Source organism: Pseudomonas sp. App30 (assembly GCF_047947025.1).
Taxonomy (GTDB): domain Bacteria; phylum Pseudomonadota; class Gammaproteobacteria; order Pseudomonadales; family Pseudomonadaceae; genus Aquipseudomonas.
Map to the genome: position 1 here is coordinate 2364986 of NZ_CP133165.1, position 14394 is coordinate 2379379.

Annotated in this window: 16 protein-coding genes; 11 read left to right on the forward strand and 5 right to left on the reverse strand. The window is 66.3% G+C overall.

The genetic code is table 11. From position 1 onward, the window contains the following. Positions 1–13: 13 nt before the first annotated feature. On the reverse strand, positions 14–1369 hold the full coding sequence (locus tag RAM80_RS10865; protein WP_416426407.1) for a histidine kinase sensor domain-containing protein: 1356 nt from the start codon (positions 1367–1369) through the stop codon (positions 14–16). A gap of 1 nt (position 1370) precedes the next feature. Further along, a complete protein-coding gene (locus RAM80_RS10870) occupies positions 1371–2090 on the reverse strand; it encodes a response regulator transcription factor (protein ID WP_416426408.1) in 720 nt (239 codons plus the stop codon). Between the two features lie 157 nt (positions 2091–2247). Between RAM80_RS10870 and RAM80_RS10875 the strand changes: the two genes are divergently transcribed. The 4 genes from RAM80_RS10875 to RAM80_RS10890 all read left to right on the forward strand — a co-directional run bounded on the left by RAM80_RS10875 (position 2248) and on the right by RAM80_RS10890 (position 6993). After that, positions 2248–5007 (forward strand): response regulator, encoded by a 2760-nt coding sequence (locus RAM80_RS10875; protein WP_416426409.1) that lies wholly within the window; start codon positions 2248–2250, stop codon positions 5005–5007. 118 nt (positions 5008–5125) lie between these two features. Beyond that, a complete protein-coding gene (locus tag RAM80_RS10880) occupies positions 5126–6115 on the forward strand; it encodes a 2-hydroxyacid dehydrogenase (RefSeq protein WP_416426411.1) in 990 nt (329 codons plus the stop codon). A 42-nt stretch (positions 6116–6157) separates the two neighbouring features. Continuing rightward, positions 6158–6595, forward strand: a complete 438-nt coding sequence (locus tag RAM80_RS10885; RefSeq protein ID WP_416426413.1) for a hypothetical protein — start codon at positions 6158–6160, stop codon at positions 6593–6595. Between the two features lie 23 nt (positions 6596–6618). Beyond that, positions 6619–6993 (forward strand): META domain-containing protein, encoded by a 375-nt coding sequence (locus RAM80_RS10890; protein WP_416427454.1) that lies wholly within the window; start codon positions 6619–6621, stop codon positions 6991–6993. An 88-nt stretch (positions 6994–7081) separates the two neighbouring features. Here RAM80_RS10890 and RAM80_RS10895 read toward each other — a convergent pair whose 3' ends face one another. Next, positions 7082–7537, reverse strand: coding sequence for a TlpA disulfide reductase family protein (locus RAM80_RS10895; RefSeq protein WP_416426415.1), 456 nt, complete (start codon positions 7535–7537; stop codon positions 7082–7084). Positions 7538–7641: 104 nt separating this feature from the next. Here RAM80_RS10895 and arsC point away from each other — a divergent pair, with 104 nt between their 5' ends. From arsC to RAM80_RS10920, 5 genes are read left to right on the forward strand one after another with little or no spacing between them, the layout of a single operon-like run. Next, entirely contained in the window at positions 7642–7995 is a 354-nt protein-coding gene (gene arsC / locus RAM80_RS10900; protein ID WP_416426417.1) for an arsenate reductase (glutaredoxin), read from the forward strand. After that, on the forward strand, positions 7992–8597 hold the full coding sequence (gene wrbA / locus RAM80_RS10905) for an NAD(P)H:quinone oxidoreductase (RefSeq protein WP_416426419.1): 606 nt from the start codon (positions 7992–7994) through the stop codon (positions 8595–8597). The genes arsC and wrbA overlap by 4 nt, the downstream gene beginning before the upstream one ends. Continuing rightward, entirely contained in the window at positions 8590–9006 is a 417-nt protein-coding gene (locus RAM80_RS10910; protein ID WP_416426421.1) for a DUF2069 domain-containing protein, read from the forward strand. The genes wrbA and RAM80_RS10910 overlap by 8 nt, the downstream gene beginning before the upstream one ends. Further along, the gene (locus RAM80_RS10915) at positions 9007–9678 is read left to right on the forward strand and encodes a DNA-3-methyladenine glycosylase I (RefSeq protein ID WP_416426423.1); all 672 of its coding nucleotides are present in this window, start codon (positions 9007–9009) and stop codon (positions 9676–9678) included. Positions 9679–9693: 15 nt separating this feature from the next. Next, positions 9694–10527: a hypothetical protein gene (locus tag RAM80_RS10920; protein WP_416426425.1), complete on the forward strand. Its 834-nt coding sequence runs from the start codon at positions 9694–9696 to the stop codon at positions 10525–10527. Between the two features lie 78 nt (positions 10528–10605). Here RAM80_RS10920 and ttcA read toward each other — a convergent pair whose 3' ends face one another. Then, on the reverse strand, positions 10606–11430 hold the full coding sequence (ttcA, locus tag RAM80_RS10925) for a tRNA 2-thiocytidine(32) synthetase TtcA (protein ID WP_027977162.1): 825 nt from the start codon (positions 11428–11430) through the stop codon (positions 10606–10608). A gap of 213 nt (positions 11431–11643) precedes the next feature. On the opposite strand from ttcA, the gene RAM80_RS10930 reads away from it, so the two are divergent. Together RAM80_RS10930 and RAM80_RS10935 are read left to right on the forward strand one after the other, a co-directional pair. Further along, positions 11644–12243 (forward strand): Yip1 family protein, encoded by a 600-nt coding sequence (locus RAM80_RS10930; RefSeq protein ID WP_416426428.1) that lies wholly within the window; start codon positions 11644–11646, stop codon positions 12241–12243. Positions 12244–12326: 83 nt separating this feature from the next. Beyond that, complete coding sequence (locus RAM80_RS10935; RefSeq protein ID WP_416426429.1) at positions 12327–12821, forward strand: SprT family zinc-dependent metalloprotease; 495 nt, start codon at positions 12327–12329, stop codon at positions 12819–12821. Positions 12822–12876: 55 nt separating this feature from the next. On the opposite strand, the gene RAM80_RS10940 is transcribed toward RAM80_RS10935, so the two are convergent. After that, complete coding sequence (locus tag RAM80_RS10940; RefSeq protein ID WP_416426430.1) at positions 12877–14193, reverse strand: dicarboxylate/amino acid:cation symporter; 1317 nt, start codon at positions 14191–14193, stop codon at positions 12877–12879. Positions 14194–14394: the final 201 nt, after the last annotated feature.

The following is a 14394-nucleotide window of genomic DNA, read 5'->3' on the forward strand; positions in this document are numbered from 1 at the left end:
CAAAGTGCGCGGCTTATTCCATTGAACTATAAGCAGCCGGCACGCGCAGGTTCAGGCGCAGGCCCACGCCGGTGTTTTGCGCCCACATCGCCCCACCCTGGCGGGCCAGGGCGTTGCGCGCGATGCTCAGCCCGAGGCCGAAGCCACCGTCGCCGGGGCGCGAGCCGTCCAGCCGAATGAAGGGGTGGAAGATGCGCTCCAGGTCACGCTCGGCCACGCCGCCGCCCTGGTCATCCAACCACAGCAACCATTGGTCGCCTTCGCGACGGCCGTGCAGGCTGACCACGCCGCGCGGCGGCGAATGGCGGATGGCGTTGCGCAGGATGTTCTCCAGCGCCTGGGCCAGGGCGTTGAGGTTGCCCTGCACCCAGCAGTCGGCGCTCACCGCGCAGTGCAGCTGGCTGCTGGGCCAGCCGCTCTCGTAGCAGGCGTTCTCGGCCAGCATGTCCCACAGTGCCTGCACCTGGATGGGTTCCAGGGCCGGGGCGTTGCGCTCGGTGTCCAGCCAGGCCAGTTGCAGGGTGTCGTCCACCAGCCGCTGCATGCCCTGCACCTCGCGCTGCACCCGGTCGCGCAGGCGCGCGCAGTCCTGTTCGCTGTCGCCGGCCACCCGCAGGCGGCTCAGGGGCGTGCGCAGTTCATGGGACAGGTCGCGCAGCAGCTGGCGTTGCAGGGCCACGGTGCTTTGCAGGCGCTCGGCCATGTGGTCGAAGGCGCGCCCCAGCTCGCCCAGCTCATCGGCACGGCTGGTGGCCTGGGCGTTCAGGCGCCCTTGCAGCGGGTCGGCGCGCCAGGCGTTGGCCTGTTCGCGCAGGCGGTTCAACGGCGCGATCAGCAGGCGGTACAGGCCCACGCACAACAGAAAGGTGAACACCCCGGGGATGATGCCGGTGATGGTCAGGTGCCACAGCAGCGCGTAGCGGCCGGGCATCAGCCGCTCGGGCAGTTCGATCACCAGGCTGCCGGCGCGGGGGTTGCCGGGAAACGGCACGCGCAGCCACGGCAGGCCCATGCTGCGCCGGCTCACGGGCCAGTCCAGGCCGCGCAGGAAGGTCATGCGCTGGGCCTGGGCGTCGGTCAGGGGCTGGCTGCCCAGCGGCTGCAGGTCGTGGCCAATCACGCCCGTCCAGCCCTTCTCGCGGCGGGCCATGGTCGCCAGCCAGGCATCCACCCCGGCGCTGCCGCCCTGCTCCCAGGCCCGCTCGGCGTCTTCGGCGTAGTCGGCCAGCAGCGCCTTGGCGTCGCGGGAGAGGAAGGCGTTCTGGGTCTCCATGTAGCGCCCCCACGACCAGCTCAGCCAGATCATCAGCAGGCAGAAGGCGACCAGCAGCACCACCAGTTTCCAGAACAGCGACTGACGCCCCGGCACCTCAGACGTCCTCGTTGGCGGTGAACACGTAGCCCTTGCCCCACACCGTGCGCACCTGGCGCGCCAGGTAGCCCACGGCCTTGAGCTTGCGGCGGATCTGGCTGATGTGCATGTCCAGGCTGCGGTCGTGCTGGGCGTAGCCGCGCTGCAGCACGTGCTGGTAGAGGAAGGCCTTGGTCAGCACCTCGTCGGCGCTGCGGTTGAGCGTGTCCAGCAGGCGGAATTCGCTGCGGGTGAGGCCGGCGGCCTTATCGCCGAACGTCACGTCGAACAGCGTGTCGTGGAAGTGCAGGCCGTCGCCCTCGCTGCGCTGGGGCACCTGGCTGCGCCGCCGCTCCAGGGCCACGCGGCGCAGGATGGCCTCCACCCGCGCCTGCAACTCGTCGACGCTGAACGGCTTGGGCAGGTAGTCGTCGGCGCCACGGCGGAAGCCGGTGATGCGGTCCGCCTCGGCGCCCAGTGCCGACATCAGGATCACCGGCGTGGCCGAGTGCTCGCGCAGGTGTTGCAGCACGTCCAGGCCGTTCATGCCCGGCAGCAGGATGTCCATCAGCACCACGTCGAAGCCCTCGCCGCGGGCCAGGGCCAGGCCGTCGCTGCCGTTCTGGCACCAGGTCACCTGGAACCCGCAGCGGCCCAGCTCCTCGTGCACGTAGGCGCCCAGCACCGGGTCGTCTTCGATGGCGAGGATGTGGCCGACACAACTGATTGCAGGATTCATTGGCATCTAGAAGTGATTATCAATAACTAATTATTCAGGATGTTTCATCTTCTAGGCAACCATTGCCCGACACAACGGCAGGTATGAAGTGCATAAGTGGCGCTATCGAGGTATTTTCCCCGGGTAAACCACCACGGCCCTGAAGGGAGAAACAGGCGTGCTGAAACGACTCGGGATCCGCGGCCGCGTGCTGTTGCTGGCGCTGCTGCCCGCCACCTTGATGGCGGTGCTGCTGGGCGGCTATTTCAGCTGGATGCAGCAGGCCGAACTGCAGGCGCAGTTGCTGCGCCGCGGGCAGATGATTGCCGAGCAGCTGGCGCCGCTGGTGGCCCGCGGCATGGCCCGCAACGACTCGCCGCTGCTGGAGCGCATCGCCGCCCAGGCGCTGGAACAGGCCGATGTGCGCGCGGTGTCGTTCCTGGCCGCCGACCACACGCCCCTGGCCCACGCCGGGCCGAGCATGCTCAACCCGGTGCCCATCGGCAACAGCACCCACCTGCTGCTGCGCAGCGGCAACGACGCCACCCGCTACCTGCTACCGGTGTTCGGCCACCATCGCGACCTGGCCGGGGAAGTGGTACCCAGCGAGGCCGACCTGCTGCTGGGCTGGGTGGAGCTGGAGCTGTCCCACGACGGCACGTTGCTGCGGGTGTACCGCGGCCTGTTCGCCAGCCTCATGCTGATTGCCGGCGGGTTGCTGGCCACCGGCCTGCTGGCCATGCGCATGAGCCGTGGCATCAACGGCCCCATCAGCCAGATCAAGCAGACCGTGGTGCAGCTCAAGGACGGCAACCTGGAAGCACGCTTGCCGGCGCTGGGCAGCCACGAACTGGACGAGCTGGCCGCCGGCATCAACCGCATGGCCGAGACCCTGCAAGGCGCCCAGGAAGAACTGCAGCACAGCGTCGACCAGGCCACCGAAGACGTGCGCCAGAACCTGGAGACCATCGAGATCCAGAACATCGAGCTGGACCTGGCGCGCAAGGAAGCCCTGGAGGCCAGCCGCATCAAGTCCGAGTTCCTGGCCAACATGAGCCACGAGATCCACACCCCGCTCAACGGCATCCTGGGCTTCACCCACCTGCTGCAGAAAAGCGACCTCACGCCGCGCCAGCTGGACTACCTGGGCACCATCGAGAAATCCGCCGACAGCCTGCTGGGCATCATCAACGAGATCCTCGACTTCTCCAAGATCGAGGCCGGCAAGCTGGTGCTCGACAGCATTCCGTTCAACCTGCGCGACCTGCTGCAGGACACCCTCACCATCCTAGCCCCCGCCGCCCACGCCAAGCAGCTGGAGCTGGTGAGCCTGGTGTACCGCGACACCCCGATCTCGCTGATCGGCGACCCGCTGCGGCTCAAGCAGATCCTCACGAACCTGGTGAGCAACGCCATCAAGTTCACCCGCGAAGGCACCATCGTCGCCCGCGCCATGCTCGAGGATGAAAGCGACGACGGCGTGCAGCTGCGCATCAGCGTCAAGGACACCGGCATCGGCCTGTCCAGCCAGGATGTGCGCACCCTGTTCCAGGCCTTCAGCCAGGCCGACAACTCCCTCAGCCGCCAGCCCGGCGGCACCGGCCTCGGCCTGGTGATTTCCAAGCGCCTGATCGAACAGATGGGCGGCGAGATCGGCGTCGACAGCACCCCCGGCGAAGGCTCGGAGTTCTGGATCAGCCTGCGTCTGCCCAAGGCCCGCGACGACGCCGAGGACCTGCCCGGCGAGCCGCTCAACGGCCGCAGCATTGCCGTGGTCGAACAGCACGAGCTGGCGCGCCAGGCCTTGCAGCACCAGCTGGAAGACCTGGGGCTGAACGTGGTGACCTTCCCCTCGGTGGAAAAACTGATCACCGCCGCCGACGCCGCGCACCTGGCCGGCCAGCCCATCGACCTGGCCGTGCTGGGCCTGACCAGCTACGACGTCGGCCCCGATCGCCTGGCCCAGCAGGTGCGCGACGTGGAGAAATCCGGCTGCCGGGTGCTGGTGCTCTGCCCCACCACCGAGCAGACGCTGTTCCACCCTGCCGTACCCAACCCGCACAGCCAACTGCAACCCAAGCCGGCCTGCACGCGCAAGCTGCGCCGCGGCCTCAGCGACCTGATCAACCCCAAGCGCCTGCGCCACGACAGCCCCGACGGCAGCGAACCGCTGATCAACCGCGCCCCACGGGTGCTGTGCGTGGACGACAACCCGGCCAACCTGCTGCTGGTGCAAACCCTGCTCGAAGACCTGGGCGCCGAGGTGCTGGCCGTGGACAACGGCGCCAGCGCCGTGCGCGCGGTGCAAGAGGAGCGCTTCGACCTGGTGCTGATGGACGTGCAGATGCCGGGCATGGACGGCCGCGAGACCACCGAGAAAATCCGCCTGTGGGAAGCCGCGCAGCCGGGGCCGGCGCTACCCATCGTGGCGCTCACCGCCCACGCCATGGCCAACGAGAAACGCGCCCTGCTGCAAAGCGGCATGGACGACTACCTGACCAAGCCGATCAGCGACCGCCAGCTGGCCCAGGTGGTGCTCAAGTGGACCGGCCTGGTGCTGCGCACGCGCACCAGCGAGCGCGGCGAATGGGTGCAGGAAGACGACGTGCTGCACGTGCTCGACCCCGACGAAGGCCTGCGCCTGGCCGCCGGCAAGGAAGACCTGGCCGCCGACATGCTGGCCATGTTGCTGGCCTCGCTGGAAGAAGAGCGTCAGGCCATCCAGGCCGCCCGCAAGGACGCCGACCACACCCTGACCATCGAACGCGTGCACCGCCTGCACGGCGCCACCCGCTACTGCGGCGTGCCGCAACTGCGCGCGGCCTGCCAGCGCAGCGAGACGCTGCTCAAGCAGAACGACAGCGAGGCGCAGGACGCACTGGATGAGCTGGATGCCGCCATCCTGCGCCTGGCCGAGCATGCGCGCATTTCTGCCTGACGACCGCGTCGGCCCCATCGCGGCCAAGGCCGGCTCCTACCACGATCCGCGTAGGAGCCGACCTTGGTCGCGATAGCCGCGCCACGGTTCCAAACCTCCCGCCAAAGGAAGCCCGACCATGCGCACCCTCCTGTTCAGCAGCCAGCACTACGACCAGGACAGCTTCCTGGCCGTGCCTCGCGACCCCGATATCGACCTGCACTTCCAGCCGGCGCGCCTGACCCCGGACACCGCGCCGCTGGCCGCCGGCTTCGAGGTGGTATGCGCGTTCATCAACGATGACCTCGGCGCCGCGGTGCTGGAGCAACTCGCCGCCGGCGGCACGCGCCTGATTGCCCTGCGCTCGGCCGGCTACAACCACGTGGACCTGGCTTGCGCCCGGCGCCTGGGCCTGGCCGTGGTGCGCGTGCCGGCCTATTCGCCCCACGCCGTGGCCGAACACGCCGTGGCGCTGATCCTGGCGCTGAACCGCCACCTGCACCGCGCCTACAACCGCACCCGCGACGGCGACTTCACCCTGCACGGCCTGACCGGCTTCGACCTGGTGGGCAAGACCGTGGGCGTGGTCGGCACCGGCCAGATCGGCGCCGCCTTCGCGCGCATCATGCACGGCTTCGGCTGCCAGCTGCTGGCCTACGACCCCTACCCCAACGACGCGGTGCTGGCCCTGGGCGCGCGCTACCTGCCGCTGGACGAGGTGCTGGCGCAGGCGCAGATCATCAGCCTGCACTGCCCGCTCACGCCCGCCACCCAGCACCTGATCAACGCCCACAGCCTGGCGACCCTGCAGCCCGGCGCCATGCTCATCAACACCGGCCGTGGAGCGCTGGTGGACACCCCGGCGCTGATCGACGCGCTGAAAAGCGGCCAACTGGGCTACCTGGGCCTGGACGTGTATGAAGAGGAAGCCCAGCTGTTCTTCGAGGACCGCTCCGACCTGCCCCTGCAGGACGACGTGCTGGCCCGGCTACTGACCTTCCCCAACGTGATCATTACCGCCCACCAGGCATTCCTGACCCGCGAGGCCCTGGCCGCGATCGCCAGTACCACCCTGGCCAATATTTCCGACTGGGGGCGTGGTTGCCCGCAGAATCTGGTCGAGGCTTGACCCGCCGCCCGTGCTAGCATGTCGCGCAGATTTGGAGGACCCATGGTCGAACACGATTTTCGCTACAGCCTGCTCAACCCGCACCACACCCTGATTGAATGCCGCGCCCTGGCACCAGGCCGCTATCAGGTCACCGGCAACGGTGGTTCGATTCACAACGACGACGTTCTGCTGGTGACCCTCAAGGGCAGCAAGACCCTGTCCATGCGCCTGACCATCGAAAAAGTCCGCCACCTGATCAACCCGCCGGGGCAATGGGTAGCCGTGGCCCGTGGCCCGGTGTTCGGCGAGCTGGCCATTCACCAGTGGCACGTGCAGTGCGACGCCTGTGCAGCGGACCTCGAGTTCGAATTCGCGGTCGACGCCAAGCTGGGCACCAAGGCGCAGAAGCCTGCCGCCACGGCGCGCATCGCCGAGCTGGGCTGGAGCACCGAGGGCGACAAGCACCTGTGCCGCAAATGCCAGGAGCCGCGCCCGTGAAACAAGCCCTGCTGCTGGCGGCAATGACCGCCACCCTCGCGGGCTGCGCGTCCGGGCCCAAGCTGCAACAGGAACAGGCGTACACCCTGGAGTGGATCGGCGACAAGCCGCTGATGGACTACAGCCACATCAGCCTGACCCTGGGCGAAGACGGCCGCGCCTACGGCAACGCTGGCTGCAACCACTGGTTCGCGCCGTACACGCTGTCGCATCACCACCTGACGTTTGGTGCGGTGGGCAGCACGCGCCGCCTGTGCGACCCGGCCACCATGGAGCAGGAACAGCGCTTCCTGCAGGCCCTGGGTGGCGTGCAGCGCTGGAGCGTGTCCAAGGAAGGCCAGATTCGCCTCTGGCCCGAGGAAGGCAAGCCGCTGCGCCTGTGGCCTGACGAAGGCTGACCTTGTGGGAGCTGGCTTGCCAGCGAGCTGTTGAGGCCTTAAAAGCTCGCTGGCAAGCCAGCTCCCACAAAGGCCGCGTCCGGCGCCCTCACGAACTCTTCAACTTCGCCAGCTTCTCGCTGATCCCCGCCGCCGTCTGCTCCCCCACCAACTGCTCGCGCACCTTGCCCTTGGCATCGATGATGTAGGTGATGGGCAGCGCGTCATTCTGCGGCAGGTCGAAACGCGGCGCCGGGTCGTCGGCCAGCACCGTGAAGGTGATGCCCAGCTCCTGGGCGGCCTTCTTCAGGTCATCGCCGTGCAGGCCGTCGAAGTTCACCCCCAGCACCGCCACACCCTTGCCCTTGAGCTGCTCGGCCAGGGCGTTGAGCTGTGGCACCTCGCTGCGGCACGGGCCGCACCAGTCCGCCCAGTAATTCACCACCAGCCACTGATCCTGCAACTGCCGCGCCTTGACCAGCTTGCCGTTCTGGTCCACCCCGTAGTCCGCCCCGCACCCGCTCAACAACACCAGGGCCAGACACACCGCCACACGCCATGCCATGATTGCTACCTTCCTTAAAGTGCTGCCAAAAAGGTGGCGAGCGGTTAGACACTGCCCGCCACAGGGTTAGAATAGCCCCCACTTGACTCAAGGTGCGACCGCAAATGACCGACCTGACGCTTTATCACAACCCGCGCTGCTCCAAGTCCCGTGCCGCGCTGGAACTGCTGCAGGCCCGCGGCCTGGAACCCAACGTGGTGAAATACCTGGAAACCCCGCCTGACGCCGCCGCCCTCAAGGCCGTGCTGGCCAAGCTGGGCCTGCACGCACGGGCCCTGCTGCGCACCGGCGAAGACGAATACAAGGCCCTGAACCTGGCCGACGCCACCCTGGGCGAAGACCAGTTGATCGCGGCCATGGTGCAGCACCCGCGCCTGATCGAACGGCCCATCCTGATTGCCGGCGACAAGGCCGCCATCGGCCGCCCACCGGAGAAAGTGCTGGAGATCCTGTCGTGACCCAGCCGTACATCCTGGTGTTGTACTACAGCCGTGGCGGCGCCACGGCGCAGATGGCCAAGCATATCGCCCGCGGCGTGGAGCTGAGCGGCATCGAGGCGCGCCTGCGCACCGTGCCGCCGGTGTCTGCCGACCACGAGGCCAGCGGCCCCAGCATTCCCGAGCACGGCGCGCCCTACGCCAGCATCGACGACTTGAAAAACTGCGCCGGCCTGGCCATGGGCAGCCCTACCCGCTACGGCAACATGGCGGCGCCGCTCAAGTACTACCTGGACGGCACCAGCAGCCTGTGGCTGAGCGGCGCCCTGGTGGGCAAGCCGGCCTCGGTGTTCACCTCCACCGCCAGCCTGCACGGCGGCCAGGAAACCACCCTGCTGTCGATGATGATGCCGTTGCTGCACCACGGCATGCTGATCAGCGGCATTCCCTACAGCGAATCTGCACTGCTGGACACCCGCGGCGGCGGCACGCCCTACGGCGCCAGCCACCACGCCGGGGCGGACAGCAAGCGCGCCCTGGACGAGCACGAGATTGCCCTGTGCCGCGCCCTGGGCCAGCGCCTGGGCGGCATCGCCCAGAAACTGGAGCCGGCGCGTGGCTAAACGCGCCAGGGTGCTGCCCGGCGTCGACTGGTTGCAACCGCGGGTGCGGGCCGCGCGCTGGGCCAGCCTTGGCTGCTTCCTGGGTTTCATCGCGCTGCTGTGCGGCTACTACCTGCTGGTGGCCGACCTGCACGGCGCACGGCCCTGGGTCATCCTGCTGATCGAGCTGGTGCCGCTGTTGCTGCTCACCCCGGGCATGCTGCTGGGCAGCCCACGCGGGCATTCGTGGACCTGCTTTGCGGTCAACCTGTACTTCATCAAGGGCGCCCTGGCCGCCTTCGACCCCAACCGCCAACTGTTCGGCCTGCTGGAAATGGCCGCCAGCCTGGCGGTGTTCACCAGCGCCCTGCTGTACGTGCGCTGGCGCTTTCAATTGAATCGGAAACTGGCCGGAGAGGGCCTGGTGTGAATGCAGGACTACAAGTGGCTACACGAATACTGCCTTAACCGCTTCGGCTCGGCGCAGGCACTGCAAGACCATCTCCCCGACGCGAAAACCCCGGCACAACTGCGCAAGATCCCCGCTGACCGCTACCTGTCGACCATGGCCCTGCGGGTGTTCCGTGCCGGCCTCAAGCACAGCCTGGTGGACGCCAAGTGGCCGGCCTTCGAGCAGGTGTTCTTCGGCTTCGACCCGGAGAAAGTGGTGCTGATGGGCGCCGAGCACCTGGAGCGGCTGATGCAGGACACGCGCATCATCCGCCACCTGGGCAAGCTCAAGAGCGTGCCGCGCAACGCCCAGCTGATCCTCGACATCGAGCACGAACACAAGAGCTTCGGCGACTTCATCGCCGACTGGCCAGTGACCGACATCACCGGCCTGTGGCAGTACCTGGCCAAGCACGGCAACCAGATGGGTGGCCTGTCGGCGCCACGCTTCCTGCGCATGGTGGGCAAGGACACCTTCATCCCCACCTGGGACGTGGTGGCCGCGCTCAACGCCCAGGGCATCGTCGACAAGGTGCCCAGCAGCAAGCGCGACCAGGCCAAGGTCCAGGAAGTGTTCAACCAATGGCAGGCCGAGAGCGGGCGCCCCATGTGCCAGCTGTCGGCAATGCTGGCCTACACCGTCAATCACTAACCGCATGGAACGCTGATGAAACTCAAACCGCTGTTGTTGCTGGCCGCCGTCCCCGTTGTCGGGGCACTGGGTTTTCTGGGCTGGCAGCATTACTGGCCGGTGCAGGCCGCCTCCGGCTGGAGCACGCGCCTGGTCTACGACAAGGTCGAGAAGGCCGCGGGCCTGGGCCTGGACGGCGCCAACGTGTTGGTCACCGAGGAACTGCGTGACGACAAGGGCCGCCTGAGCAGTATCGCCCCGGACGGCACCCGCACGGTGATTGTCGACGGCCTGACCAAGCCCGACGGCCTGGCACCCTTCCTGGGTGGCCACGCCTTCAGCCAGGAGTTCGACAACAAGCCAGTGCAGTTGCTCAAGGACGGCAAGGTCACCCAGCTGTTCATGGGCCGCGACGTGCAGGGCCTGAAGGCCGACGGCGACAACCTGTACGCCATCGAGGACCGCCACGACGACGGCCGGCTGATGCGCTACGACGCCGCCGACGGCTCGCTGACCGTGCTGCGCGACAAGCTGGCGCAGACCGAGTCGGTGGAGATCTGCCCCGGTGGCAAGCTGCTGTACACGGTGAAAAAGGAAGGCGTGATCCGCCAGTTCGAAGAATCGGGCAAGGACCCGGTTTACGTGGACGGCATCACCAACCCCACGTTCATCCTGTGCGACAAGCGCGGGCTATGGATAGTGGAAGACCAGACGCACCTGGCGCGGCTGTGGCTGCGCACGCCGGATGGCAAGCTGCAGGTGATCCTGTCGCACCTGCGGGCGCCGCAGGAGTTGCTGCCTACGGGCGACAACACGTATCTGCTGGCCGAGGGTGGGCGTAATCGGGTGATCGAGCTTAAGGCGGATTGATCTGTGGGAGCTGGCTTGCCAGCGAGTTTTGGGGGGCGCCCGAAAAGCTCGCTGGCAAGCCAGCTCCCACTGAAACGATCAGATATTCAACACGTTCAACACGCGCGAAGGCGCGCTTTCGTCGATCGCCAGGTTGACGAAGTCGAACAGGTTGCGGTCCGCCAGCTGCGACGGCACCACGTTCTGCAGGCCGCGGAAGATGCTCTCGGTACGCCCCGGGTGCTTGCGTTCCCACTCCACCAGCATGTCCTTGACCACCTGGCGCTGCAGGTTCTCCTGGGAGCCGCACAGGTTGCACGGGATGATCGGGAACTGCTTCAGGTCCGAATACGCCTGGATGTCCTTCTCGTTGCAGTACGCCAGCGGGCGGATCACCACGTTGCGGCCGTCGTCGGCGCGCAGCTTGGGTGGCATGGCCTTCATGCTGCCGTTGAAGAACATGTTCAGGAAGAAGGTCTCGACGATGTCGTCGCGGTGGTGCCCCAGGGCCATCTTGGTGGCACCGATCTCGTCGGCGAAGGTGTACAGCGTGCCACGGCGCAGGCGCGAGCACAGCGAGCAGGTGGTCTTGCCTTCCGGAATCAGTTCCTTCACCACCGAGTAGGTGTCTTTCTCGACGATGTGGTATTCCACGCCCAGCTCCTTGAGGTAGGCCGGCAGCACGTGCTCGGGGAAGCCAGGCTGCTTCTGGTCCATGTTCACGGCGACGATGTCGAATTTGATCGGCGCAACCTTCTGCAGGTGCAGCAGCACGTCGAGCATGGTGTAGCTGTCCTTGCCGCCCGACAGGCAGACCATGACCTTGTCACCGTCCTCGATCATGTTGTAGTCGGCGACGGCTTCGCCCGCCAGCCGGCGAAGGCGTTTCTGCAGTTTGTTCTGGTTGACCGAAAGGGTGCCCATGGCGCTTGAAATCCGCGTGGTGAGACGAAAAGCCGGGCATTTTACCTGTAAAGACGGCGCGGGGGTACGGTATCTGGTCAACTCACCCGCCCGCCCAGGCAAATACTGCAAAGTCATTACAGCTCGCCCCTACAGCGCGATTTGCTCTAAAACTGCCGACATCTGCGCCCTATACTCCCGTGTGAGGCTGTAACTACCGTAGGAGTGACTGGCATGATCCATCACGTCGTGGGGTTGTTCACCCATCCCGATCAAGAATGGCACCAGATCCGTGGCGAAGAAGAATCCATCGGCCACATGTACCTCACCCACACCCTGATATTGGCGGCGATACCGCCCATATCGGCGTTCATCGGCACCACCAAGGTGGGTTGGGTGATCGGCAACCGGGCGCCGGTGATGCTGACCCTCGACAGCGCCATCTGGATGACCATCATGTCGTACATCGCCATGCTGGCCGGCGTGGCGGTGATGGGCGCGTTCATTCACTGGATGGCCCGCACCTACGACGCCAGCCCCAGCCTGGCGCGCTGCATTGCCTTTGCCACCTACACCGCCACGCCGCTGTTCATTGGCGGCCTGGCGGCGCTGTACCCGCACCTGTGGCTGGGCATGATGGTAGGCACCGCCGCCATCTGCTACACCGTGTACCTGCTGTACGTGGGCCTGCCCACCTTCATGAACATCCACGCCGACGAGGGCTTCCTGTTCTCAAGCTCGGTGCTGGCGGTGGGCCTGGTGGTGCTGGTGGCGATCATGGCGTTCACGGTGATCATCTGGGGGCTGGGCGTAGGCCCGGTCTACACCAACTGAACAGCGCTGGCCGCCCGGCGACGGGCGGCTCGGCATGCCCCTGTGGTTGCGGCATAATCGGCACATATGGAGTGTCGTCTAGCATGCCCGAAGTACTCAATTCCCGCGTCGAATCCTGTTTCCAGCAAGCCGAAGCCTTCTTCAAACGCTCCTTCGCCCGCCCCCAGGTGAGCTTCAAGCTGCGCGGGCAGAAAGCCGGCGTTGCCCACCTGCACGAGAACCTGCTGCGCTTCAACCCGCAACTGTACCGCGAGAACAGCGAAGACTTCCTGCGCCAGACCGTGCCCCATGAGGTGGCCCACCTGGTGGCGCACCAGCTGTTCGGCGACCGCATCGCGCCCCATGGCGAGGAGTGGCAGCTGATCATGCGTGGCGTGTACGAGCTGCCGCCCAACCGCTGCCACACCTACGAGGTCAAGCGCCGGCGGGTGACGCGCTATATCTACCGCTGCCCCTGCGCCGACAGCGACTTCCCGTTCAGCGCCCAGCGCCACAGCCTGGTGCGCCAGGGCCGGCGGTACCTGTGCAGGCGTTGCCGGCACACGCTGGTGTTCACCGGCGAGACCCGCGTCGAATAACCCGCAGGCATAAAAAAACCCATCCGAAGATGGGTTTTTTCTTTTGCGCCAGCGCTTAGCGCGGGGCGTCGACTGCCACGGCTTCGTGGGCTTCAGCCACTTCGATGGCGGTAGGGCCTGCGGCCAGTTGCGCCTTCATGGTGTCTTCGTCCAGCTCGCCGACCCACTTGGCAACCACCAGGGTGGCCACGGCGTTGCCGACCAGGTTGGTGAGGGCGCGGGCTTCGGACATGAAGCGGTCGATGCCCAGGATCAGCGCCAGGCCAGCCACCGGCAGGTGGCCAACGGCCGACAGGGTGGCGGCCAGCACGATGAAGCCGCTACCGGTAACGCCGGCGGCGCCCTTGGAGGAGATCAGCAGCACGGCCAGCAGGGTCAGCTGGTGGAACAGGTCCATGTGCGTATCGGTGGCCTGGGCGATGAACACCGCGGCCATGGTCAGGTAGATGGCGGTGCCGTCCAGGTTGAACGAGTAGCCGGTAGGAATCACCAGGCCAACCACCGACTTCTGCGCGCCCAGGCGCTCCAGCTTCACCAGCATGCGCGGCAGGGCCGATTCCGACGAGGAGGTACCCAGCACGATCAGCAGCTCTTCACGGATGTAGCGCACCAGCTTGATGATGCTGAAACCGTGGAAGCGCGCGATCGAGCCCAGCACCAGCAGCACGAACAGGATGCAGGTGATGTAGAAGCAGATCATCAGCTGGCCCAGCTGCACCAGCGAGCTCACGCCGTAGGCGCCGATGGTGAAGGCCATGGCACCCAGCGCACCCAGGGGGGCCAGCTTCATGATCATGCTGATGATGTTGAACATCACGTGGGCGAACCGGTCGATCAGGTCCAGCAGCGGCTTGCCATAGGCGCCCAGGCGGTGCAGGGCGAAGCCGAACAGCACGGCGAACATCAGCACTTGCAGGATGTCACCGGTGGCGAAGGCGCCGACGATGGTGTTGGGGATGATGTTCAGGAAGAACGCGATCACGCTCTGGTCTTTACCGGCGGCCACGTAGGTGGCGACCTTGGAGGCGTCCAGGGTGGCGGGGTCGATGTGCATGCCGTTGCCCGGGCCAACCACGTTGACCACGACCAGGCCGATCAGCAGGGCGATGGTGGAGACGATCTCGAAGTACAGCAGCGCGTAGCCACCGGTCTTGCCCACGGCCTTCATGCTTTCCATGCCGGCGATGCCGCTGACCACGGTGCAGAAGATGATGGGAGCGATGACCATTTTGATCAGTTTGATGAACCCGTCGCCCAGTGGCTTCAGGGTTACCGCGGTGTCAGGGTAGAAGTGCCCCAACGCGATACCGATGATGATCGCGATGATCACCTGGAAATACAGCGATTTGTACAGTGGCTGACGAGTCGTCATTGCAAGTTCCTCAAGTGCATCGCCTGGCATCCATTCCTGTGATGCACACGACACCTAAAGCACGAACCCTCCTGTACTGGAGGGATTTATTGTCGAGCTGCGCGCGGCAGACCTTGCGACTTGTATCGCAAGGGCCGTGCCAGGTCGCGCGCCAAGGCGAACGGTCAATGATTGTGGGGGTTGGGTGCCATCATGTTAGCC

What these genes read in the sequence shown, in the direction of transcription:
- RAM80_RS10870 (WP_416426408.1), bottom strand. Translation starts at nt 2,090, where the DNA reads ATGAATCCTGCAATCAGTTGTGTCGGCCACATCCTCGCCATCGAAGAC.
- RAM80_RS10880 (WP_416426411.1), top strand. Translation starts at nt 5,126, where the DNA reads ATGCGCACCCTCCTGTTCAGCAGCCAGCACTACGACCAGGACAGCTTC.
- RAM80_RS10885 (WP_416426413.1), top strand. Translation starts at nt 6,158, where the DNA reads ATGGTCGAACACGATTTTCGCTACAGCCTGCTCAACCCGCACCACACC.
- RAM80_RS10890 (WP_416427454.1), top strand. Translation starts at nt 6,619, where the DNA reads ATGACCGCCACCCTCGCGGGCTGCGCGTCCGGGCCCAAGCTGCAACAG.
- RAM80_RS10895 (WP_416426415.1), bottom strand. Translation starts at nt 7,537, where the DNA reads ATGGCATGGCGTGTGGCGGTGTGTCTGGCCCTGGTGTTGTTGAGCGGG.
- arsC (WP_416426417.1), top strand. Translation starts at nt 7,642, where the DNA reads ATGACCGACCTGACGCTTTATCACAACCCGCGCTGCTCCAAGTCCCGT.
- RAM80_RS10915 (WP_416426423.1), top strand. Translation starts at nt 9,007, where the DNA reads ATGCAGGACTACAAGTGGCTACACGAATACTGCCTTAACCGCTTCGGC.
- RAM80_RS10920 (WP_416426425.1), top strand. Translation starts at nt 9,694, where the DNA reads ATGAAACTCAAACCGCTGTTGTTGCTGGCCGCCGTCCCCGTTGTCGGG.
- ttcA (WP_027977162.1), bottom strand. Translation starts at nt 11,430, where the DNA reads ATGGGCACCCTTTCGGTCAACCAGAACAAACTGCAGAAACGCCTTCGC.
- RAM80_RS10930 (WP_416426428.1), top strand. Translation starts at nt 11,644, where the DNA reads ATGATCCATCACGTCGTGGGGTTGTTCACCCATCCCGATCAAGAATGG.
- RAM80_RS10935 (WP_416426429.1), top strand. Translation starts at nt 12,327, where the DNA reads ATGCCCGAAGTACTCAATTCCCGCGTCGAATCCTGTTTCCAGCAAGCC.
- RAM80_RS10940 (WP_416426430.1), bottom strand. Translation starts at nt 14,193, where the DNA reads ATGACGACTCGTCAGCCACTGTACAAATCGCTGTATTTCCAGGTGATC.